The 15,936-nt window shown below is 46.3% G+C and carries 21 protein-coding genes; 12 read left to right on the forward strand and 9 right to left on the reverse strand.

Annotated elements, in window-relative coordinates:
• Positions 1-74: 74 nt before the first annotated feature.
• From ACLSU7_RS18150 to ACLSU7_RS18160, 3 genes are read right to left on the reverse strand one after another with little or no spacing between them, the layout of a single operon-like run.
• Positions 75-1,532 carry an ATP-binding protein gene (locus ACLSU7_RS18150; protein ID WP_413293307.1) on the reverse strand — a complete coding sequence of 486 codons (1,458 nt, stop codon included), beginning with the start codon at positions 1,530-1,532 and terminating at the stop codon, positions 75-77.
• Positions 1,510-2,199 carry a response regulator transcription factor gene (locus ACLSU7_RS18155; RefSeq protein ID WP_413293308.1) on the reverse strand — a complete coding sequence of 230 codons (690 nt, stop codon included), beginning with the start codon at positions 2,197-2,199 and terminating at the stop codon, positions 1,510-1,512. The genes ACLSU7_RS18150 and ACLSU7_RS18155 overlap by 23 nt, the downstream gene beginning before the upstream one ends.
• A gap of 48 nt (positions 2,200-2,247) precedes the next feature.
• The gene (locus ACLSU7_RS18160; protein ID WP_413293309.1) at positions 2,248-2,646 is read right to left on the reverse strand and encodes a hypothetical protein; all 399 of its coding nucleotides are present in this window, start codon (positions 2,644-2,646) and stop codon (positions 2,248-2,250) included.
• A 267-nt stretch (positions 2,647-2,913) separates the two neighbouring features.
• Here ACLSU7_RS18160 and ACLSU7_RS18165 point away from each other — a divergent pair, with 267 nt between their 5' ends.
• The 11 genes from ACLSU7_RS18165 (at position 2,914) to ACLSU7_RS18215 (ending at position 11,744) form a co-directional block, all read left to right on the forward strand.
• Entirely contained in the window at positions 2,914-3,300 is a 387-nt protein-coding gene (locus ACLSU7_RS18165; RefSeq protein WP_413293310.1) for a response regulator, read from the forward strand.
• A 231-nt stretch (positions 3,301-3,531) separates the two neighbouring features.
• Positions 3,532-4,233, forward strand: a complete 702-nt coding sequence (locus ACLSU7_RS18170) for an FKBP-type peptidyl-prolyl cis-trans isomerase (RefSeq protein WP_413293311.1) — start codon at positions 3,532-3,534, stop codon at positions 4,231-4,233.
• 6 nt (positions 4,234-4,239) lie between these two features.
• Complete coding sequence (pdxH, locus tag ACLSU7_RS18175) at positions 4,240-4,830, forward strand: pyridoxamine 5'-phosphate oxidase (protein WP_413293312.1); 591 nt, start codon at positions 4,240-4,242, stop codon at positions 4,828-4,830.
• Complete coding sequence (locus ACLSU7_RS18180; RefSeq protein ID WP_413293313.1) at positions 4,803-5,135, forward strand: hypothetical protein; 333 nt, start codon at positions 4,803-4,805, stop codon at positions 5,133-5,135. Before pdxH ends, ACLSU7_RS18180 begins: the two co-directional genes overlap by 28 nt.
• A gap of 141 nt (positions 5,136-5,276) precedes the next feature.
• Positions 5,277-5,870, forward strand: coding sequence for a pentapeptide repeat-containing protein (locus tag ACLSU7_RS18185; RefSeq protein WP_413293314.1), 594 nt, complete (start codon positions 5,277-5,279; stop codon positions 5,868-5,870).
• A complete protein-coding gene (locus ACLSU7_RS18190; RefSeq protein ID WP_413293315.1) occupies positions 5,867-7,072 on the forward strand; it encodes a hypothetical protein in 1,206 nt (401 codons plus the stop codon). The genes ACLSU7_RS18185 and ACLSU7_RS18190 overlap by 4 nt, the downstream gene beginning before the upstream one ends.
• Positions 7,066-8,379, forward strand: coding sequence for a PQQ-binding-like beta-propeller repeat protein (locus ACLSU7_RS18195; protein ID WP_413293316.1), 1,314 nt, complete (start codon positions 7,066-7,068; stop codon positions 8,377-8,379). The genes ACLSU7_RS18190 and ACLSU7_RS18195 overlap by 7 nt, the downstream gene beginning before the upstream one ends.
• 23 nt (positions 8,380-8,402) lie before the next feature.
• Positions 8,403-9,074 carry a PilW family protein gene (locus ACLSU7_RS18200; RefSeq protein WP_413293317.1) on the forward strand — a complete coding sequence of 224 codons (672 nt, stop codon included), beginning with the start codon at positions 8,403-8,405 and terminating at the stop codon, positions 9,072-9,074.
• Positions 9,075-9,083: 9 nt separating this feature from the next.
• Complete coding sequence (locus ACLSU7_RS18205) at positions 9,084-9,905, forward strand: hypothetical protein (protein ID WP_413293318.1); 822 nt, start codon at positions 9,084-9,086, stop codon at positions 9,903-9,905.
• A 3-nt stretch (positions 9,906-9,908) separates the two neighbouring features.
• The gene (locus ACLSU7_RS18210) at positions 9,909-10,751 is read left to right on the forward strand and encodes a type II secretion system protein J (RefSeq protein WP_413293319.1); all 843 of its coding nucleotides are present in this window, start codon (positions 9,909-9,911) and stop codon (positions 10,749-10,751) included.
• A gap of 36 nt (positions 10,752-10,787) precedes the next feature.
• Complete coding sequence (locus tag ACLSU7_RS18215; protein ID WP_413293320.1) at positions 10,788-11,744, forward strand: hypothetical protein; 957 nt, start codon at positions 10,788-10,790, stop codon at positions 11,742-11,744.
• Here the strand turns inward: ACLSU7_RS18215 and ACLSU7_RS18220 are convergent.
• The 4 genes from ACLSU7_RS18220 to ACLSU7_RS18235 form a co-directional block, all read right to left on the reverse strand.
• A complete protein-coding gene (locus tag ACLSU7_RS18220) occupies positions 11,741-12,352 on the reverse strand; it encodes a hypothetical protein (RefSeq protein WP_413293321.1) in 612 nt (203 codons plus the stop codon). The two genes, ACLSU7_RS18215 and ACLSU7_RS18220, sit on opposite strands and share 4 nt — an antisense overlap.
• A gap of 116 nt (positions 12,353-12,468) precedes the next feature.
• Entirely contained in the window at positions 12,469-12,681 is a 213-nt protein-coding gene (locus tag ACLSU7_RS18225; protein WP_413293322.1) for a DUF883 family protein, read from the reverse strand.
• A gap of 114 nt (positions 12,682-12,795) precedes the next feature.
• Entirely contained in the window at positions 12,796-13,395 is a 600-nt protein-coding gene (locus ACLSU7_RS18230; protein WP_413293323.1) for a GNAT family N-acetyltransferase, read from the reverse strand.
• On the reverse strand, positions 13,367-13,675 hold the full coding sequence (locus tag ACLSU7_RS18235) for a hypothetical protein (protein WP_413293324.1): 309 nt from the start codon (positions 13,673-13,675) through the stop codon (positions 13,367-13,369). Before ACLSU7_RS18235 ends, ACLSU7_RS18230 begins: the two co-directional genes overlap by 29 nt.
• Before the next feature lie 200 nt (positions 13,676-13,875).
• Here ACLSU7_RS18235 and ACLSU7_RS18240 point away from each other — a divergent pair, with 200 nt between their 5' ends.
• The gene (locus tag ACLSU7_RS18240; protein ID WP_413293325.1) at positions 13,876-14,415 is read left to right on the forward strand and encodes a hypothetical protein; all 540 of its coding nucleotides are present in this window, start codon (positions 13,876-13,878) and stop codon (positions 14,413-14,415) included.
• 7 nt (positions 14,416-14,422) lie between these two features.
• Here the strand turns inward: ACLSU7_RS18240 and apaG are convergent, their stop codons facing one another.
• Positions 14,423-14,812 carry a Co2+/Mg2+ efflux protein ApaG gene (apaG, locus tag ACLSU7_RS18245; RefSeq protein WP_413293326.1) on the reverse strand — a complete coding sequence of 130 codons (390 nt, stop codon included), beginning with the start codon at positions 14,810-14,812 and terminating at the stop codon, positions 14,423-14,425.
• Between the two features lie 77 nt (positions 14,813-14,889).
• Positions 14,890-15,921 (reverse strand): endonuclease/exonuclease/phosphatase family protein, encoded by a 1,032-nt coding sequence (locus tag ACLSU7_RS18250; protein ID WP_413293327.1) that lies wholly within the window; start codon positions 15,919-15,921, stop codon positions 14,890-14,892.
• Positions 15,922-15,936: the final 15 nt, after the last annotated feature.

The raw sequence follows: 15,936 nt of genomic DNA on the forward strand, positions 1-15,936 counted from the left end.
GGTTCTTAATGTTTTCCTTAATCGGAAACATGATCAGCGTAGCAAAGGGAGTTAAAACCATGATTAAAAACAGATTAAATGTTTTTAATTTCAAAAGAAAATATCGCGCCGTTTCTCTCTTTGTTGCCTGCACTGAGCTTCGCTTCATGAAGATTCGCGATTTTTTGCGCAATAGCTAGACCTAAGCCGAATCCTTTCACTCGATTTTCCATGGAGGACCCGCGAGAAAAGCGTTCAAAGATGTAGGGTAATTTGTCTTCAGGGATTCCCGGGCCATTATCTTGAACAAATAGTTGGCTGACGTCGTCTTTCCAAATCAACGTGATCGTCACGACTTCGTTATTTGGGGAGTATTTGATCGCATTTTCAATAATATTAAAGACCAAGTTTTCCAGCAGATCTTTATCGCCACGAACGGATTTACGATCAGCTTTGGATTCATTGTTGATATTAAACTTAAGCTTGATGCCTTTCGAGTTCGCTAATTTCTCGCAGCGAGTGAGGGCTTCGAACACCAACTCTTCCAAAGAGATTTCCTGCAAACTCAACGCTCCCAAGCCCGCATCGGCGCGGGCCAAAAGCAACATTTCCTGAACGATGTTTGCAAGGCTATCCACTTCCTGCAAAGCACTGCGCGTGTATTGATCAACATCGATCTGCTTTTGTGTTTTCAAAAGCTCAATTTCCTGGCGCATGATCGTCAGCGGTGTCAAAAGCTGATGGGAAGCATCGGCAACGAAACGTTCCTGGGATTGAAAGGCTTGCTCGATACGATCCAGCATTTCATTTAGAGTTAAAGCAAGCTTTTTGATTTCATCATTCGCGGCCGGAATCGGGACGCGGCTGGAAAGTTCGCTCGCTTTGATTTTTTTAGCGATATCAATCATGTGATTAACCGGCGCCAAAGCACGGGCCGAAAGAAACAATCCCCCCAGTGTTGCAATCAAAAGGACGATTGGAATACCGACCTCTAAAAGTGTCAGACGCTTACTGATCTGGGTTTCCAGCAGAGTCATGGGCACAGCAATTTGCAGCAACAACTGAGGTTTTGCGACGTTATCCAGTGGAAAAGAAATCAACCGGTAAGAATCCGCTTCCGCAGAGGGAATATTGTGAATGTGTTCAATCGTGCGATAAGTCGCCTCTTCGCCGGCCCAAATGCGTTCGAAATCCTTTTTATAGGGAGGATTAAACTCACCAAAATTTCCCACCCGGGCAAGCACCGCTCCCGAACTATGCCGAACTTGAATCAAGGCTGTTCCCAAAGGAAAAGGCAGAATTTTTCCGTGATCCAGGCGCAGGGGAGGGAAGTTTAAATCACCCTTAACTCCAATTTCAACGCCTTCGGAAACATCGACGGAGTAGTTAAAAAGAGCATCGTCGAAATCCTGCTGTAGGTTATCGATCGACATTTTAAAGATAAACATATTGAACAGGATCGTCGTGGCACCAAAGAACACCACAAAGATCAAAGACAGGCGCACCCGTAGACTTAAGTTAGCAAAAAACTTACGGAGACTCTTTAAGAACATAGCCAGTCCCTACCACGGTGTGAATGAGTCTTTTGTTGAAAGGTGCATCGACTTTTTTGCGCAAAAGATTGATATACACATCGATCACGTTGGATTCGGAATCAAAGTGAATATCCCAGACATGCTCTGCAATCGAGACACGACCCAAAGGACGTTCGGGATTGCGCATGAAGTATTCCAGCAGCGCAAACTCTTTCGTGGTCAGGGAAATTTCCTGGCCAGATCTGCGCACTTTACGTTGCAAAAGATCCAGTTCCAGGTCGGCATATTTTAAAATATTGGTGATAGCAGCGCCACCATTCGCCGTGCCTTTGCGACGAAGCAATGCACGAACACGGGCGTGAAGTTCATCAAACGAATAAGGCTTGGTCAGATAATCATCAGCTCCGGCATCCAGGCCGTTGACTTTATCTTTTGTGGTGGAAAGAGCGGTGACCATCAGAATCGGACCCGCGTATCCGTCGCGACGAAGGTGTCTGGCTGTATCGATACCGTTTTGGTCTGGCAGCATGACATCCAAGATCACCAAGTCATAATCGCCTTGAGCCATGTAGGACTCTGCCGACGTTCCGCTTTCCGCGATGTCGACAGCATATCCAACTTCGTTCAGTCCCTTTTTCAGGAAGTTAGCCATTTTAACTTGATCTTCAACGACAAGAATTCGCATGAGAGAAAAAGTCTCACTTGTCCTCTGGGATGGCAAGTAAGGGTAATGCTAGATGTCAGGAATCTCTCCTGGATCATACTGGCTCTTCTTTTTGTAACCCGAGCCCGAAGAGCTTGCGCCTTTTTCCACACTCAGAATTCTTTTCTCTGAGTCCGCCGTCACCGCTACCGGTGGACCACCAGGTTTTTCAGAATCCTGCAAAGTCTTAAGCACAGTCGCATAACCAGAAATTTTGCGTGGCAAAGTGTAGGCTCCGCGCGCTTCATCAGAGTCAAAAAACACCTCAACCTCATCCGAAATATCCCGCACCACGCGCACCTTTGCGGAAAAAGATTTTGGCTTTTCTTCCGAGGGTTCTGCTTCATAAATATGGGTGTTGGGCTTTTTGATTTTCGACTGTGCAAACGAAGGATTTGCTAAAGAGAACAGTAAGAGCAAGCTGAGCATAATATGAGTTCCTTTAGTCTTATTGTGCAGGGAATTGTCTGTTTGAGGCAATCAGACACGATTAAATTCTCAGGTTGGGACGGGCACTTGACAGGGCGACATTTGAAATCTGCTCAGGGGATCCAAATATCTGTATTTTCCCGAGTTTTTCCGAAGTTAAGAGTCAGAAATCGCAAGAAACGCTTGCTGATTTATGCAACGCAGAGCACACTTTTGTAATGGGTCATTCAAGGCCCAAATTCATGGGAAAGTCGGAGCTTAGAGTAGATGGTTCACGTGTTGTTCGTAGATGACGAACCAGCACTCCTGGATTTGTTTAAACAGGAGATGTCGCAGAATAATTCTGCGCTGAACTTCAATTTTCATCTCGCTGCAAATGCTCAAGAATGCATCACTCAATTGCAAAGCTTTGGAAACTCCCCCGTGCTCCTGGTGATCTCGAAAGTCACCGCCCCCGACATGGATGAGCTCGCGCTACTTAAAGTTGTTCAAAAAAAGTTCCCCCGCGTGAAGATCTATATCTGTACCGAAATGAGTGCACCTTACTCCCGCAAAGGGAACGAAGATCAGGGATCACTTCGCTTTATCGCCAAACCTTTAAATTTCAAAACCCTCTACGGCGCAATTTCCGAAGACTTCCTAAACCCTCTTTAGGCACACTGGCAAATCGGCTATCTCTGTGTTGCTGCGTCGTCGGCGTACTGGAAGTACACCTTCCTCCTTGTGTCTTGCTATAGCCGATTTTTCAGCGTGCCCATTTGTGTTGCCAGCTTTATATTATCGAAAGAACGCGCGTGTCAGCACGCATCATCTATTTGAAATTCCCATAAATCAGCGCAAGATATGGGGTCTGTGAAAATAAACAACCTTGAATGGGGAGATTAAATGAATAAGTTAGTACTTGGAGGCCTTGTTGTTGCTCTTGCTGCGACTACTGCCTGCACTAGAAAAGTAAAGTTGGACACTGACATCAAAAAAGCGTCATACGCTATTGGTCAACAAATCGGTGGCAACTTGAAACAACAAAACATCGATTTCGATTCTGACGCTTTGGCGCAGGCTTTGAAAGATGCTTCTGCTGGCAAAAATGAAATGACTAAAGAAGACATGCAAGCAGCGATGATGAAACTTCAAGAAATGGCTATGAAGAAACAACAAGAAGCTGCAGAGACGAACTCTAAAGCAGGTAAAGACTTCCTTGAGAAGAACAAATCTGCTGCGAACGTAAAAACAACTGCTTCTGGTCTTCAATACATCATCGAAAAAGAAGGCACTGGCGCTCAACCTAAAAAAGAAGACGTAGTAAAAGTACACTACAAAGGTACTTTGACGAACGGAGAGCAATTCGACTCTTCTTACGACCGCGGTCAACCAGCTGAATTCCCAGTTGGTGGCGTTATCCCAGGTTGGACAGAAGCTCTTCAATTGATGAAAGTTGGCTCTAAAGCTAAACTTTTCATCCCACCAGAACTTGCTTACGGTCCTTCAGGTCGTCCTGGTATCCCACCAAATTCAGTTCTAGTATTCGAAGTTGAATTGATGGATATCGTTAAAGCTGAAAAACCAGCTGCAAAAGCTAAAAAATAGTTAAAGATGTTTGATCTAACTATCGACCCTTATCTTCATTTCGATCGCCTTCTTAAAGAGGCGATCGAAAAACAAATCCCGGAAGCAAATGCAATGTCAGTTGCGACCGTGGATGATAGGGGCATTCCCTCTGTGAGAATTGTCTATATGAAAGACAGAACTCCAGAGGGTTTTGTTTTTTATGGGAACTATCATAGCCACAAGGGCCTTGATATCGAGGATAATCCCAATGTGTGCCTGAATTTCTATTGGCCAGCCATCTGGCAACAAGTTCGCGTGACGGGAATGGCTGTTAAAGTGAATCCTGAAGAAAGCGATGCTTATTGGAATACCCGAGCTCGCCTCAGTCAAATCGGTGGCTGGGCATCCAATCAAAGCGAAGAAATCCCAGACTATGATCATCTTGCCCGTCGTGTGCAAGAGTATGAAAAACAGTTCGAGGGTCAACCCGTTCCACGTCCTCCGCATTGGGGTGGGTGGTTGGTGATTCCGACTGAAATCGAATTTTGGTTTGGTCACAACGGTCGACTTCATGAAAGATTCGTTTATCAACGTACCGAAGAGGGCACGTGGAAGACCTTCATGCGCGCCCCATGAATGACACCAATAACACCAAAGAGTCCGTAGCCAATCATATCTTGCCAACCTCGGCTAATCTTTTGGGGATTTGCTTTCTTATTTTCTCCATGGCGCATTTTATGGATAAAGTCGAAGCCACTGTTTTAGATGAGTGCACGGCGGTTACGATCGTGATTTTTCTGATCTCCAGTGTCTGCTCCTATGCGAGTCTTCGTTCGGCAAAATATCGCTCTTTAGAGAAAATAGCCGATCTTGCCTTTATGGCGGGGCTTCTGATTCTGGCCGGCGTCGCCGTCTTTATCGCGATTAAAGTCGTGGCTTAGCTGCACAAATAGTTACTCCCGATTAACCTTTGTTTATCTAACCGTCTCAGGCTGAGAATCCTCCTAGACTCCACCCCCGATATTTGGAAAAGTCATTTTTTCGCTCTGTGAAATGGCATAAAATATTCAGCGGGGGAACACATGATCCGGTCGCTCTTATCGATTGCCATCTGTGCTTTAAGTTTCACATCGCAAGTGGTGTGGGCTGACGCTTATTGCGCCCCTGAAGATCGCCTGAAAGCTCCCCATGAAATTGTTCAAAAATTTCGCAGCGGCGGGGAGTTCGGCCGTGTCACTCTGTACGACGAAAATTTCAAAGATCAAAATATTGAAGTGCTAAAAACGGGTAACGTAAACTTCCTGCACGGCAGCTGGCAGAGCTTGAACATCAAGCACAGTGAATTCACTCGCGCCTATTTCATCGATTACCGTTTTAAAGACGTTCAACTTTCTCACGTGGATTTGCGCGGAGCCCACTTTGGCCAGTCAGTCCTGAAAGACGTGCGCTTTACTGATGTCGATGCTCGCGCCATTCAAATGGACAGCGTCACCTTGGAAAACGTGCATTGGGATGGGGTGAAGCTTAAAGGTGCCAGTATCATCTTTTCAAAGTTTAAAAATTGTAAGCTCGAAAACATCGATTGGAACAAAGTCGTTTTGATCGGGACCACTTTCGAAAACTGCACAGGTGCCCCAACCAAACAACAATCCGGGACGTATCAGGCAAGTAAATGATTTTGAACTACCTAAACCGCCAAATTGAGGAAATTCAGCAAAGCCGTGTTTTGCGAACCTATGGATTTTTCCTGGTGGTGGTTCATTTTCTGACTTTCTATTTCTGGAATCACAGTGCTGTCTTTGATTTTTATTTGAACAATGCACCTTCACCCCTGTGTTGGTCTTTCATGGAGGATTGCTCCTTCTGGCGATTCCCTAATAGAACGGCCGCGATGGTGTCCTTGTGGGCCTACCTGGGACTTGCCCTTGGGGTTTTCACGTTGATGTGGAAGGGGCGAGTGCGCTTGGCGTACTTCGGTCTTATTGCATTGTTCATTGTGAAGTATGGACTGCTGTTGATCGACTATCGCCTGATGGGGAACTATCACTACATGCCGTTCATCATCGGCATTGTTTATCTGTTTTTCCCGCGAAAAGAAATTTTCATCAAAGTTCTGATCGTGACTTTTTACTGTGCCGCCGGGTTATTGAAATTGCGCAATATGGAATGGATGACCGGGGGAGCGATCTATGATGTCGGCAGCTGGCCTTCGTGGTTGGTGGTTATCGCCTGCTCTGCGGTTATCTATCTGGAAGTCGGACTAAGCTGGTTTTTATTAGGTCGCCGTTCGTGGATGGCCTGGACGGTCTTTGGATTCTTTATCTTGTTCCATGCTTCGTCCTGGTATTGGGTGGGTTATTACTACCCAACAACCATGTCCTGCTTGCTGCCAATCTTTCCGTTGAGCTGGATCTGGGGAGAGGCTTCCGATAAAGCTCCAACTGAATCGAAGCAAACTCACTGGGCGCTGGTCACTGTGGTTCTGCTTTTTTGGGCAGCTCAGTTTTATCCTCTGCTGTTAAGTAAAGATGCTGCAGTGACAGGTGAGGGCCGGGTGCTTTCACTAAATATGTACGATGCCCGTGTCGAGTGTGATCACATCATGATCGCAGAGTACAAAGATCGCTACGAAGAATTCGCTTCAGGGTTGCAACCTGCGGCGATGCGCATTCGTTGTGAACCGTATCTTTACTTTTCTCGGGCGAAAGCCGCTTGCGAATCCTTAAAGGATCAACCGGACTTTAAAAATGTTCGCTTAAGCTTGATGGTGCGCCGTCAAACTGATGCGGAATTTAAAGAGATCGTGAATATCAAAGATTTCTGTACGGGGAATTACAAATTTAATTCCTTTGGGCGAAACGAGTGGATCCAATGGTAAAATCACGACGTCACCTTATTCAGTGGATCTTGTTTGCAGCTTTCACGATCAGCTTTGGTGCCTTCGTGTTACTAAACTTACCCACGCTTTCGCGGCAGAGTTCCTCTATTTATCATGATGGCAGTCCTTCGCGAACCTATCACATGGTTCCGCAACTGACTTCGGGGGCAAGCGGTGATGCTCTAACCGATCAAGACGTCACGTGGATGTACCGGGGTAATGTTCATCGCCAGGGCTATTCGAATGAGATTTTAAAAAACTATCAAAACATGAAAGTCCGATGGACGTCTGAAGAAATCAATTATTCGGTTCACCGTGCCAGCAAAGCGACGCCTGCAGTAGATGATTCCGGTCTTTATGTGGGCGGTGATGACGGCTGGTTTTATGCTTTTGATCTGGACGGAAAAGTTCGCTGGAAGTTTTTCACCTCGCGAACTGATAACGGGATCCATGGTTCGGCGATTCTGATCAAAGATCGCGTGTGCTTTGGATCCTATAACGGGTTTTTTTACTGTCTGAAAAAAACAAATGGTGAACCGATTTGGATTATCCGCCTGGCTGAAGCCATGGGTTCGTCACCGACATTCTTTGAAAATGATTTTTTCGTTTCGATTGAAACATCGGATGTGAATGGTTACGTTGCACGCCTTAATGGCACAACGGGTGAAATTAAATGGCAAAGCCCTTGGGTCGGAGAGCAAATTCACTCGAGCGTCACTTTGGATCCTGAACACCGTCGTGTTTTTGTTGGCGCCAACAACGGTCGCATGTTTGCCTTTCACATGGATACCGGGGCCTTGTTATGGACCGGAGATGCAGGTGGAGCGATGAAGGGGACGGCGGCAATTGCTGATGGGAAATTATTCTTCTCCTCCTGGGGTTCTCGTTTTGAGGCAGTGGACTTGACAACGATGAAGCCCGCTTGGCAGGTGAAAATTCCCGGAGTGAGTCAGTCTTCGCCTGCAATCGTTCCTGGTAGTTCTCTGATTGGGATTAACTATCATGGTGAAAAATCGGGCTTTGTTGTTTACAATATGGAAACGGGTAAAGTCTTGTGGTCACACGAGATTTTCGACTCCAAAGTTCTTAATCTTCAGAGTGCAACGGCTGTTCGTGTTTCTGAAAACGAATGGGCCTTTTTACAGATGTGTGAAATGAATCAGTTGTGTCTGATGCGTGCCCAGGACGGCAAAGTTTTAAAAACATGGACAGTTCAAGGTTTTATGACGGGGGCTCCAACCGTTTATAAAAATAATATTTTTATAAACATGGAGTATGGCAGTGTGATTCGCTTGTCGGCGAATTAATTGAAATCAATCCGGGGGGGATTGTGTTCAAAAATGTGCAAACAAAAAAGTTGAATAACAAGGGGATGACTCTTGTTGAGCTTATGGTGGTGATAGGCCTCGTAAGTGTCGGCGGCTATTTGTTTGCAACTCAGATGTATCAAATGACTCAACAATTGGAAGTCATCAAAAACCGCGCAGAACTTGAAGAGCTGAAAGGCAACGTACGTCTGCTGGCTTTGAATCGTGCGGCGGTGAATTACAGCGCGACACTTCCGGAAAATGCAGGAATTAAAGATTGCATTTTAGGTACAGCCAAATGCGTGAATGGCACCACGGTGGATTTTTCCCTGGCACTTCCCAACACCAAACCCGTGGCTTCTGCCAATACATTTTATACCTATAAGGGGACATCGTGCGCATCCTGGAGTGCTGAATGTCCGTTCAAGGTTTCAGCCGTCGCCAAGGCTGTATGCAACCGTGGCGCTCCTCAATGCATTTATGCGGGCGGTGTTTATCTTGTCACCAAGATTGAAATCTTCCCAGGCATCGCGAACAAAGTTGCAGCTTATGGACTTCGTGAAGTGATCGAAACGTCCTTGTTGCCGCTTTCGGGATCGCAAGAAGGAAATAAAAGTCTTAAGAACCTGACCTGTCCGACAGGGCAGTTGATGCGTGGTGTGGATTTAGTGAATAACAAACCGATTTGTGCCTAACGAGAGCTTATGAAGAATTTTAAAGTTTTATCCATTCTAACTGTTTTGGCACTGTTCACTTCGGTGAGCCATGCCTTGATCGTGAATGGCAAAGGCTTTCAACAAAGGGGTTTTCGCTTTCAGCAATCGGGCAATACTGTGGATTTGATTCCAACGGGTAAACTGTCTGAAGTGGCAGTACTGGGTAAAAAACAGATTCTTTCCATATTGATTCAGTACCCTTTGCGTGCCCAGCTTTCAGATCAGTTTTTAACATCGGGTGTATTGCGCTCGGCTCCCGCAAATTTTTCGGGGCCGGTTGAGTTGTATGTGATTTCTCAAGAGTTTGGGAAAAAGGCCAAGCTTGTCATCGCTCCTATGGGGCAGCAGATTGTGCTTCCTGAGTTTTATGTTTTAAGAAGTGAATCCCTGGGAGCTTTCGAAGTTAAAAACGGCGCGATTCAGCCTTTTAAAGATATGGGTGATGGCGAGTTCATGTACTTGTTCCAGCAGGGATATGATGGCTTTAAAGAAATCGCCAAGCAGTTTTCTTTGCAGGGCCGGGTGCCCCAGAACATGGGATCTATCAAGGTGGAGTTCCGCTTGATGCTGACTTCAAGCTTAAACAAGCCTGGTTGGATTGCATTGAATACCGCTGACGGCCAAGAGGTGGTTCGCTTTTACGTGCCGATGGCTGCGAAGTCGGGACAAGTGATCTCGGTGGTTAAAGATGTTCCAAATCTGGCTGTGGATGAAAACATTTTGAACGTCGTTAATACCGATGTTCCTATGACGGATTTTAAATTTAGAATTTTAGAACTTAAAACAACGCGAAACTATTCCGCGAGGTGAGTTATGAAAAACCAGTTATCAAGTAAGGGTTTTACATTGGTAGAGGTTTTGGTTGCGACGGGGTTGGTGGCTTTACTTTCCATCGTCATGACAACGCTAATGGTAAGAATGCAGAAAGACGTTTCTGTGTACTCTGCTAAAAGCGGTGTCGAGTCCATGCGTAACCAAGTGCGCATGAATGCCATCAACGGGGCGGCGATTCTAAAAAGCGCCATGCTGACAGAAAACCCTCTGTTAAGCACCTGCTTAAATACCAACAACTGCTCAACGACGAAGGCTGATTTCAAATTGGTCGACGCCCTGGGGGTTCCACTTGCTGGTAAGAACGTATTCTATGATCTTCAAGGGAAACCTTGCAAAGAGTGGAATGTGTCTTGTCCATTAAAGATCTCTTCGCAAATGCAATTGATCTGTGGTGGTGCAACGGCGGTGGCGTCTTGCCCGAAAGCTCAGGCGATGAATGTGTTCGTGCAAATCGACTATCACACAGATTTGTCCAAAGCGAGAGGTGTGGAGCTTCGTCCAATTACTGACACAGTGACTGTGGCGCTGGCAAGTTACTACAACACTCAAGTGACTAACAACGTTTTGAATCAGAATAACAATCAGACAGTTGTCACCGGCAGTGTGACGGAAGCGTCAGCAGATCTTATCTGTGAATCCGGTTCTTATATGACGGGTGTGGATACTTCTGGAAAAGTCATCTGCATGAAGGTGGCTGTGAATAGCGGTTCTAACGGTTCGGGTTCCGATGGCAACGGTCGCGACGGTGATGGTGGCGGCGGCGGCCAAGGTAAAGACGGCGGCGGCGATGGCGGCGGAGCCGGCGGCTCTTGCAGCATGTAATTATAAAAAAAAACGGGAACGTAGGTGGGGAGTTCAATGAATCGAATAATCTTAGTGTTGGCAACTGTGTTGTGCTTCTCTGCTTGTACAAAAAAAGAAGCTCCCGCACCTGTTAGTCTCTCACCTCAAGAAAAAAAGGCCCTGGTGGATAGCTTAGGGCCTGCGACTCCGGGCAAGTCTGCTCAGGGTGGCGATCAAATCACCGTTATCAATTCAAATGCCTACAGTCAGCGGGGTCTGACCTTTGATCGCTATGACAAATCCACATTGCGGTTGAAAGGGTTTGGTCTCGCTCCGTCAGTTATCATGCAAGGGCCTCAAAGCCTTAACACTCTTCCGATCATGTCTCAATTGCGTTTGCAATTAGGAACTGTCGGAGCAGGCGGCGTGGATAGAAATCTGGGGCGCAGTTTTACCAAAGGTCTGGATATTTATGTCATCGCCAAGGCAGACGGGAGCGGCATGGCGCTGCTGGGAACTCCTTCAGGCGGCACTCCGATTTTGCCTGCGGGCTATACGCAGAAAAGTGAAATGCTTTGGTTTATCGCGGTCTTTAACGGCGATATTATGCGCTTTCGTGATGTCGGAAACGGGGAATGCATTTACCTGAATGCGCCACTGACTGAAAAAGATTTTCGCTTTGATAAGAACGATCGCAAGGTCACCTATTTGCGAATGGATCCCTTAGTTCCCACGAAAGCGGCCAAGGCGACATTGGAGATTGTGTTCTTTGCGGATTCAGATTTACCGCCGGGAAGTTCTTTAAGTTTTAGAACTCACAGGAATAACTTTGATATTTTCACTTATTATCCATTGATCAATATTTCCCAGAAGCAGCGTCAACAATTTCAGTTTGATGTGCCGGTGGAAACTTCGGGTGTGACGAGTGTGGATCCGATCAATTATGTCTTTTCGGGTTCTTTGTTGAACTCATCCAGTGGCGCCAGCTTCACCGCTGTGGTGAAGGGCTGGCGCTTATACAAAAACTACTAATGACGTGGAGTTTCGGGGGAAGACGGATTCTGTTCGTTCTTCCAAGCTTCGCGTTGCTCAAAGCGAGCGGCGCGACGGGCTTCACGTTCGGCGCGACGTTGTTCGCGCTCCGCATAGCGATGTTCACGTCTGTGTTTGCGGCTTTCAACAAAATCCATCAAGACTGCCGCGATAGCTCCTTCAACATCTGAAGGTTGATAAGGCTGGTTGCGCTCACGTTGCTCGCGTTCTTCGGCTTCTTCTTCTTCTGCCTTTTTCTGCGCATTTACTTTTTTTAGACCCGGCCACTCGCGCATAAAGATCCACGCATATCCACCGGCTGTTACTGCGGCTAGGATGATGCCGGTCCAAAGAGTAGCTGTTCCGTAAATCTGCCCGGTGCGATCATATTGGCGAGTGGCATCCAGGATCGCCATGAATGAACCAAAACAAAAGAATACGATCGAACCTATTCCCAGCAACATGAGAAGTACAGGTTTGCGGGCTCTGACAGCAAGTTCATCGAAGACGCTTGCTTGAATGCCTTTGAAATCGATGCTGAGTCCTTTACTAAAAGGAGATCCTGAGCCCATAAAAAGTCCGATAATGCTGGAAATAATTTTGAACATGAAAAACGCCTCCGAAGCTGTGAATTGAATTGTGAGTTGTCAAAAAAATCTAGATGAAGTGGAGTTGAACGAAGGGCTTTTCCACGGGGTGCCTCGGAAAAGCCCTCGTTGCTGTCTTACCAGCGGCGTGAACGGATCAACATGCCGGCTACAAATCCCACGGCGCAAGCGCCAAGAACTGAGCTGACAGGATGATCAGATACGAAATCAGAAGAGGTATCGAGTGCTTCACGAGCTCTTCCTTGAATTTCTTTATAACCGCTTTGCAGTTTCGAGGCTGCATTGTTAGCAGTCGATTTCGCCTGAGAGTATGTTGCTGGTTGGGCCATAACTAACTCCTTTGTTATGAGGATCAGATCCTGCATATGATTCTGATCTCCTCAAGGAGTGACTTCCAGTGAACTTTAGGTAAGGTGTCAGTTCACATAGACGAAGGGCGCCAATTATTTCTGTTTTGGTGGAAATTTATACTTAATTCCGTAATCTTCGCTCGTAGCGGCGAAAACGGTAAGATCGATCCATTTTTTCTTCCAAAATATACGACGAACACTAAGACCTTCTTTGCGAAGTTTGATTTTCTTAGCAACCTTAAGTGAAGGCTTGTTGTCGGGCTCAATGAAAGCTTCAACACGGTGAAGTTTTAATTCTTTAAATGCCAATTGCATGGCAGCCGCGCAGGCTTCCGTGGCATATCCCTCTCCCCAAAAATTATTGAAGATGCGATATCCTAAAATACCGTTTTGAAAATTTCCACGGATGATGCCATCAATAGCGACGTGACCAATCAACATGCCATCATCTTTTCTAAAGACACTTAGCTCATAGGCAGAATCAGCGGCGCGGCGTTTAGATTCTTTTTTCAATTTTTCTTTGAATTTCGCCTTGGTAAGTTCTGATAGTGTCCAACTGGTTTCATCCCACTCGCTTTGCGGTGGGCGCATGCTACTGAAAGCTTGAGACCAATTTTCGTAGTCATAGGGCTCAAGGTGGCGAAGGATCAGGCGTTTCGTTTCTTTATAAAGAGGCACAGTTGTCGATTTCATCGCGTACCAGTCTAAGAGGAACGCGATCCAGGTTGCAATAGTAATAACTCAGCTTTTGCGGGGAGCGAACGGTTGCGCGGCGAGGCTCATGACCGACTAAGCGAACTTCGATTTCCACATCTTCATTCTGGGGAATCGCCACCATGCGGGGAGTAACAAACGCTGTCTGTTCGCCATTGACCCAAATCTCAGCACCCTCTTGTTCAGAAACGATCATGCACAGACAAAGTTCTTTTTTGGGAACTTTCAAAAGGTCTCTTAGAGTTTTAAATACTGGCATCGGGGTCTCCACAATTTGGTGGCTAGGGTCTAACACAAGCGGCTTTGCGTTTACCAGAGCGGCTTTCAAAAACTAGACCTTTTTGTCATCACTCACGAAAAAGAGGCCGCAACCATTCGCTGCCCTCAGGAACCCTTAGCAGGCGTTGACAGGGCGCTGAATTAATAATGAATTTAAGTTCTTAAAGAACAGGGGAATGTATGCGCGCGATGATTTTAAGTTCGCTATTGATGTTATCAGCACATGTTTCTAATGCCATCGAAGACGTCAATCATGTGAGCTGCATGTATTTAAAGACCGAAGGCAAAGTGAATGCCTGGAATTATCACTACATGAACCAATTCTCTTTACAGCCTGGCGAAGCACGCATCGTGAACTCCTATTGGAGTAGTATCAAGAATCAAGGACCGAACCGCGCTTTTTGCTCGATGATGGCTGGCACTCAAGAGGCGGATGCTTTGGAAATTGATTTCGTTGCCTACCGCGGAGAAGACTTTAGCGGGTTTGAGGATGAGGGCAACACCTGTGTTCCCTGGGGCTCAAAGATAGAACTGGAAGTTAAGAAAACCTACCGCGTCGCTCGCGGGGAGTTTGTCGAGCTGAAACTCCCATGGCTTCCCCATGATCAAGGCACGATTATTTTAAGAGAGTATTTTCCGCGTAAAGATGAACTCGCAGACCTTAAAGACCTGAGTGATCAAATCTGCGAAAGAATTGCACCCGAAGAAATGCGCCAATAGTTAGGGATTAGTGCAATGACGTGGGCGCTACCAGATAAAACTCTGGAATGTCCACGGTGAAGCTTTGGCCATCTTCAGTGGCAAAGTGATAGCGACCTTGCATGCTTCCCGTTGTCGTATTCAAAGGGCAAGCGCTATCGTATTCAAAAGTTTGGCCGGGTTGGATTTTTGGTTGCATGCCGATAACGCCGGGTCCACGAACTTCTTCTTTTTTACCCAAAGCATCGGTGATGATCCAATGACGGCTCATTAATTGAGCAGGGGCAGAGCCTTGGTTCGTGATCGCAATTTTATAGGCAAAGAAGTGATAGCCCTTTTCCGCATTGGATTCGGAAGGGACGTAAACGACTTTGGCTGAAATTTTGAATTCTGGAACAACTGTTTTCTGCATACCCATAAATCAAGAATAGCGAATTCCGTGAATACGGGCAACGAAAACTCGCCTTCCTTAAGCTTCGGCGTGGCAGGCCAGGTTTAACGTAATACAATATTTTCGATTTCGAAGACGATGGGATAGTGGTCCGAGGGGATGCGCATTTTGGCTTCCATGTTTTGTGGAATCCCGCGTTCACTGCCGAATTCGTCTCGGTAACGGAACGCTTTGGCAGAGCCAGGTTTTAAAAGCGTTTGCATCAATGGTGACAAAAACGCAAAGTCGATTTGGCGTCCTTCGGTGCGAGCACTGCTTTTCACTTGATAAAATGTGGCGCGCTCTTCAGCGCTTAAGTTCGCAACTTCAAAAACATCTTTAAGCCCCGTGGACGTATAAATGTCCCGAAATTCCTCATCCGTGTTTAAGATCCCGGCATTTCCGTTGAAATCGCCTGCCACCATAATCGGGATCTGCGGATTTTTTTCTTCCAGCTCACGATAGATTTCTAAAAGAGTGCGCAGTTCTGCCTGGCGGCGTTCAAAACCATTTGGATCGATGCGTTCCGGATCCAAACGTGATTTTAAGTGAGTTAAAAGCACGATCATAAAGGGTTTGTCTTTGTCTTGCTTAAACAGGCGCAATTCCACCACATCGCGGGAGAATTTATGACTGGTGGTCACTTTGCCACCTTTGACTTGATAACCACTGTTCAAGCTTTGGCGCTCGTGAGGGTAAAGATAATTGATCAGGCGCGCCTTGTTCGACAAAAGATCAAAGTAAAAGGGAAGACCTTTGCGGATCAAAAAGCCCACGTCGATGTTGCGATCCGAATTTCCTTCAATCAAACATGGCGAGTAGGCGTCGTTCATAAAGAGATGGTTGAAGTTTTTAAGGGACTCAAAACCGCCAACTTCGCAAAGCATTATGATATCGGCATTGATTTCGATCAGGCTTTTTGCGATGTCCTCGCACTTCTTTAAGGACTTATTCTCATAAATGGAAATGGACTGACCTTGCCATTGACGCTCATTGTACTTGAGGACCTCAGGTGTGGGCGGCTCGTCAAAAAGCAGAAACAGATTCTCTGCATTGAGTAAGCAAAATTTAAGGTTTGTGGTCTCGGTCCACGTCATATTACTATTTTAGGG

Source organism: Bdellovibrio sp. HCB185ZH (assembly GCF_047302455.1).
GTDB lineage: Bacteria > Bdellovibrionota > Bdellovibrionia > Bdellovibrionales > Bdellovibrionaceae > Bdellovibrio.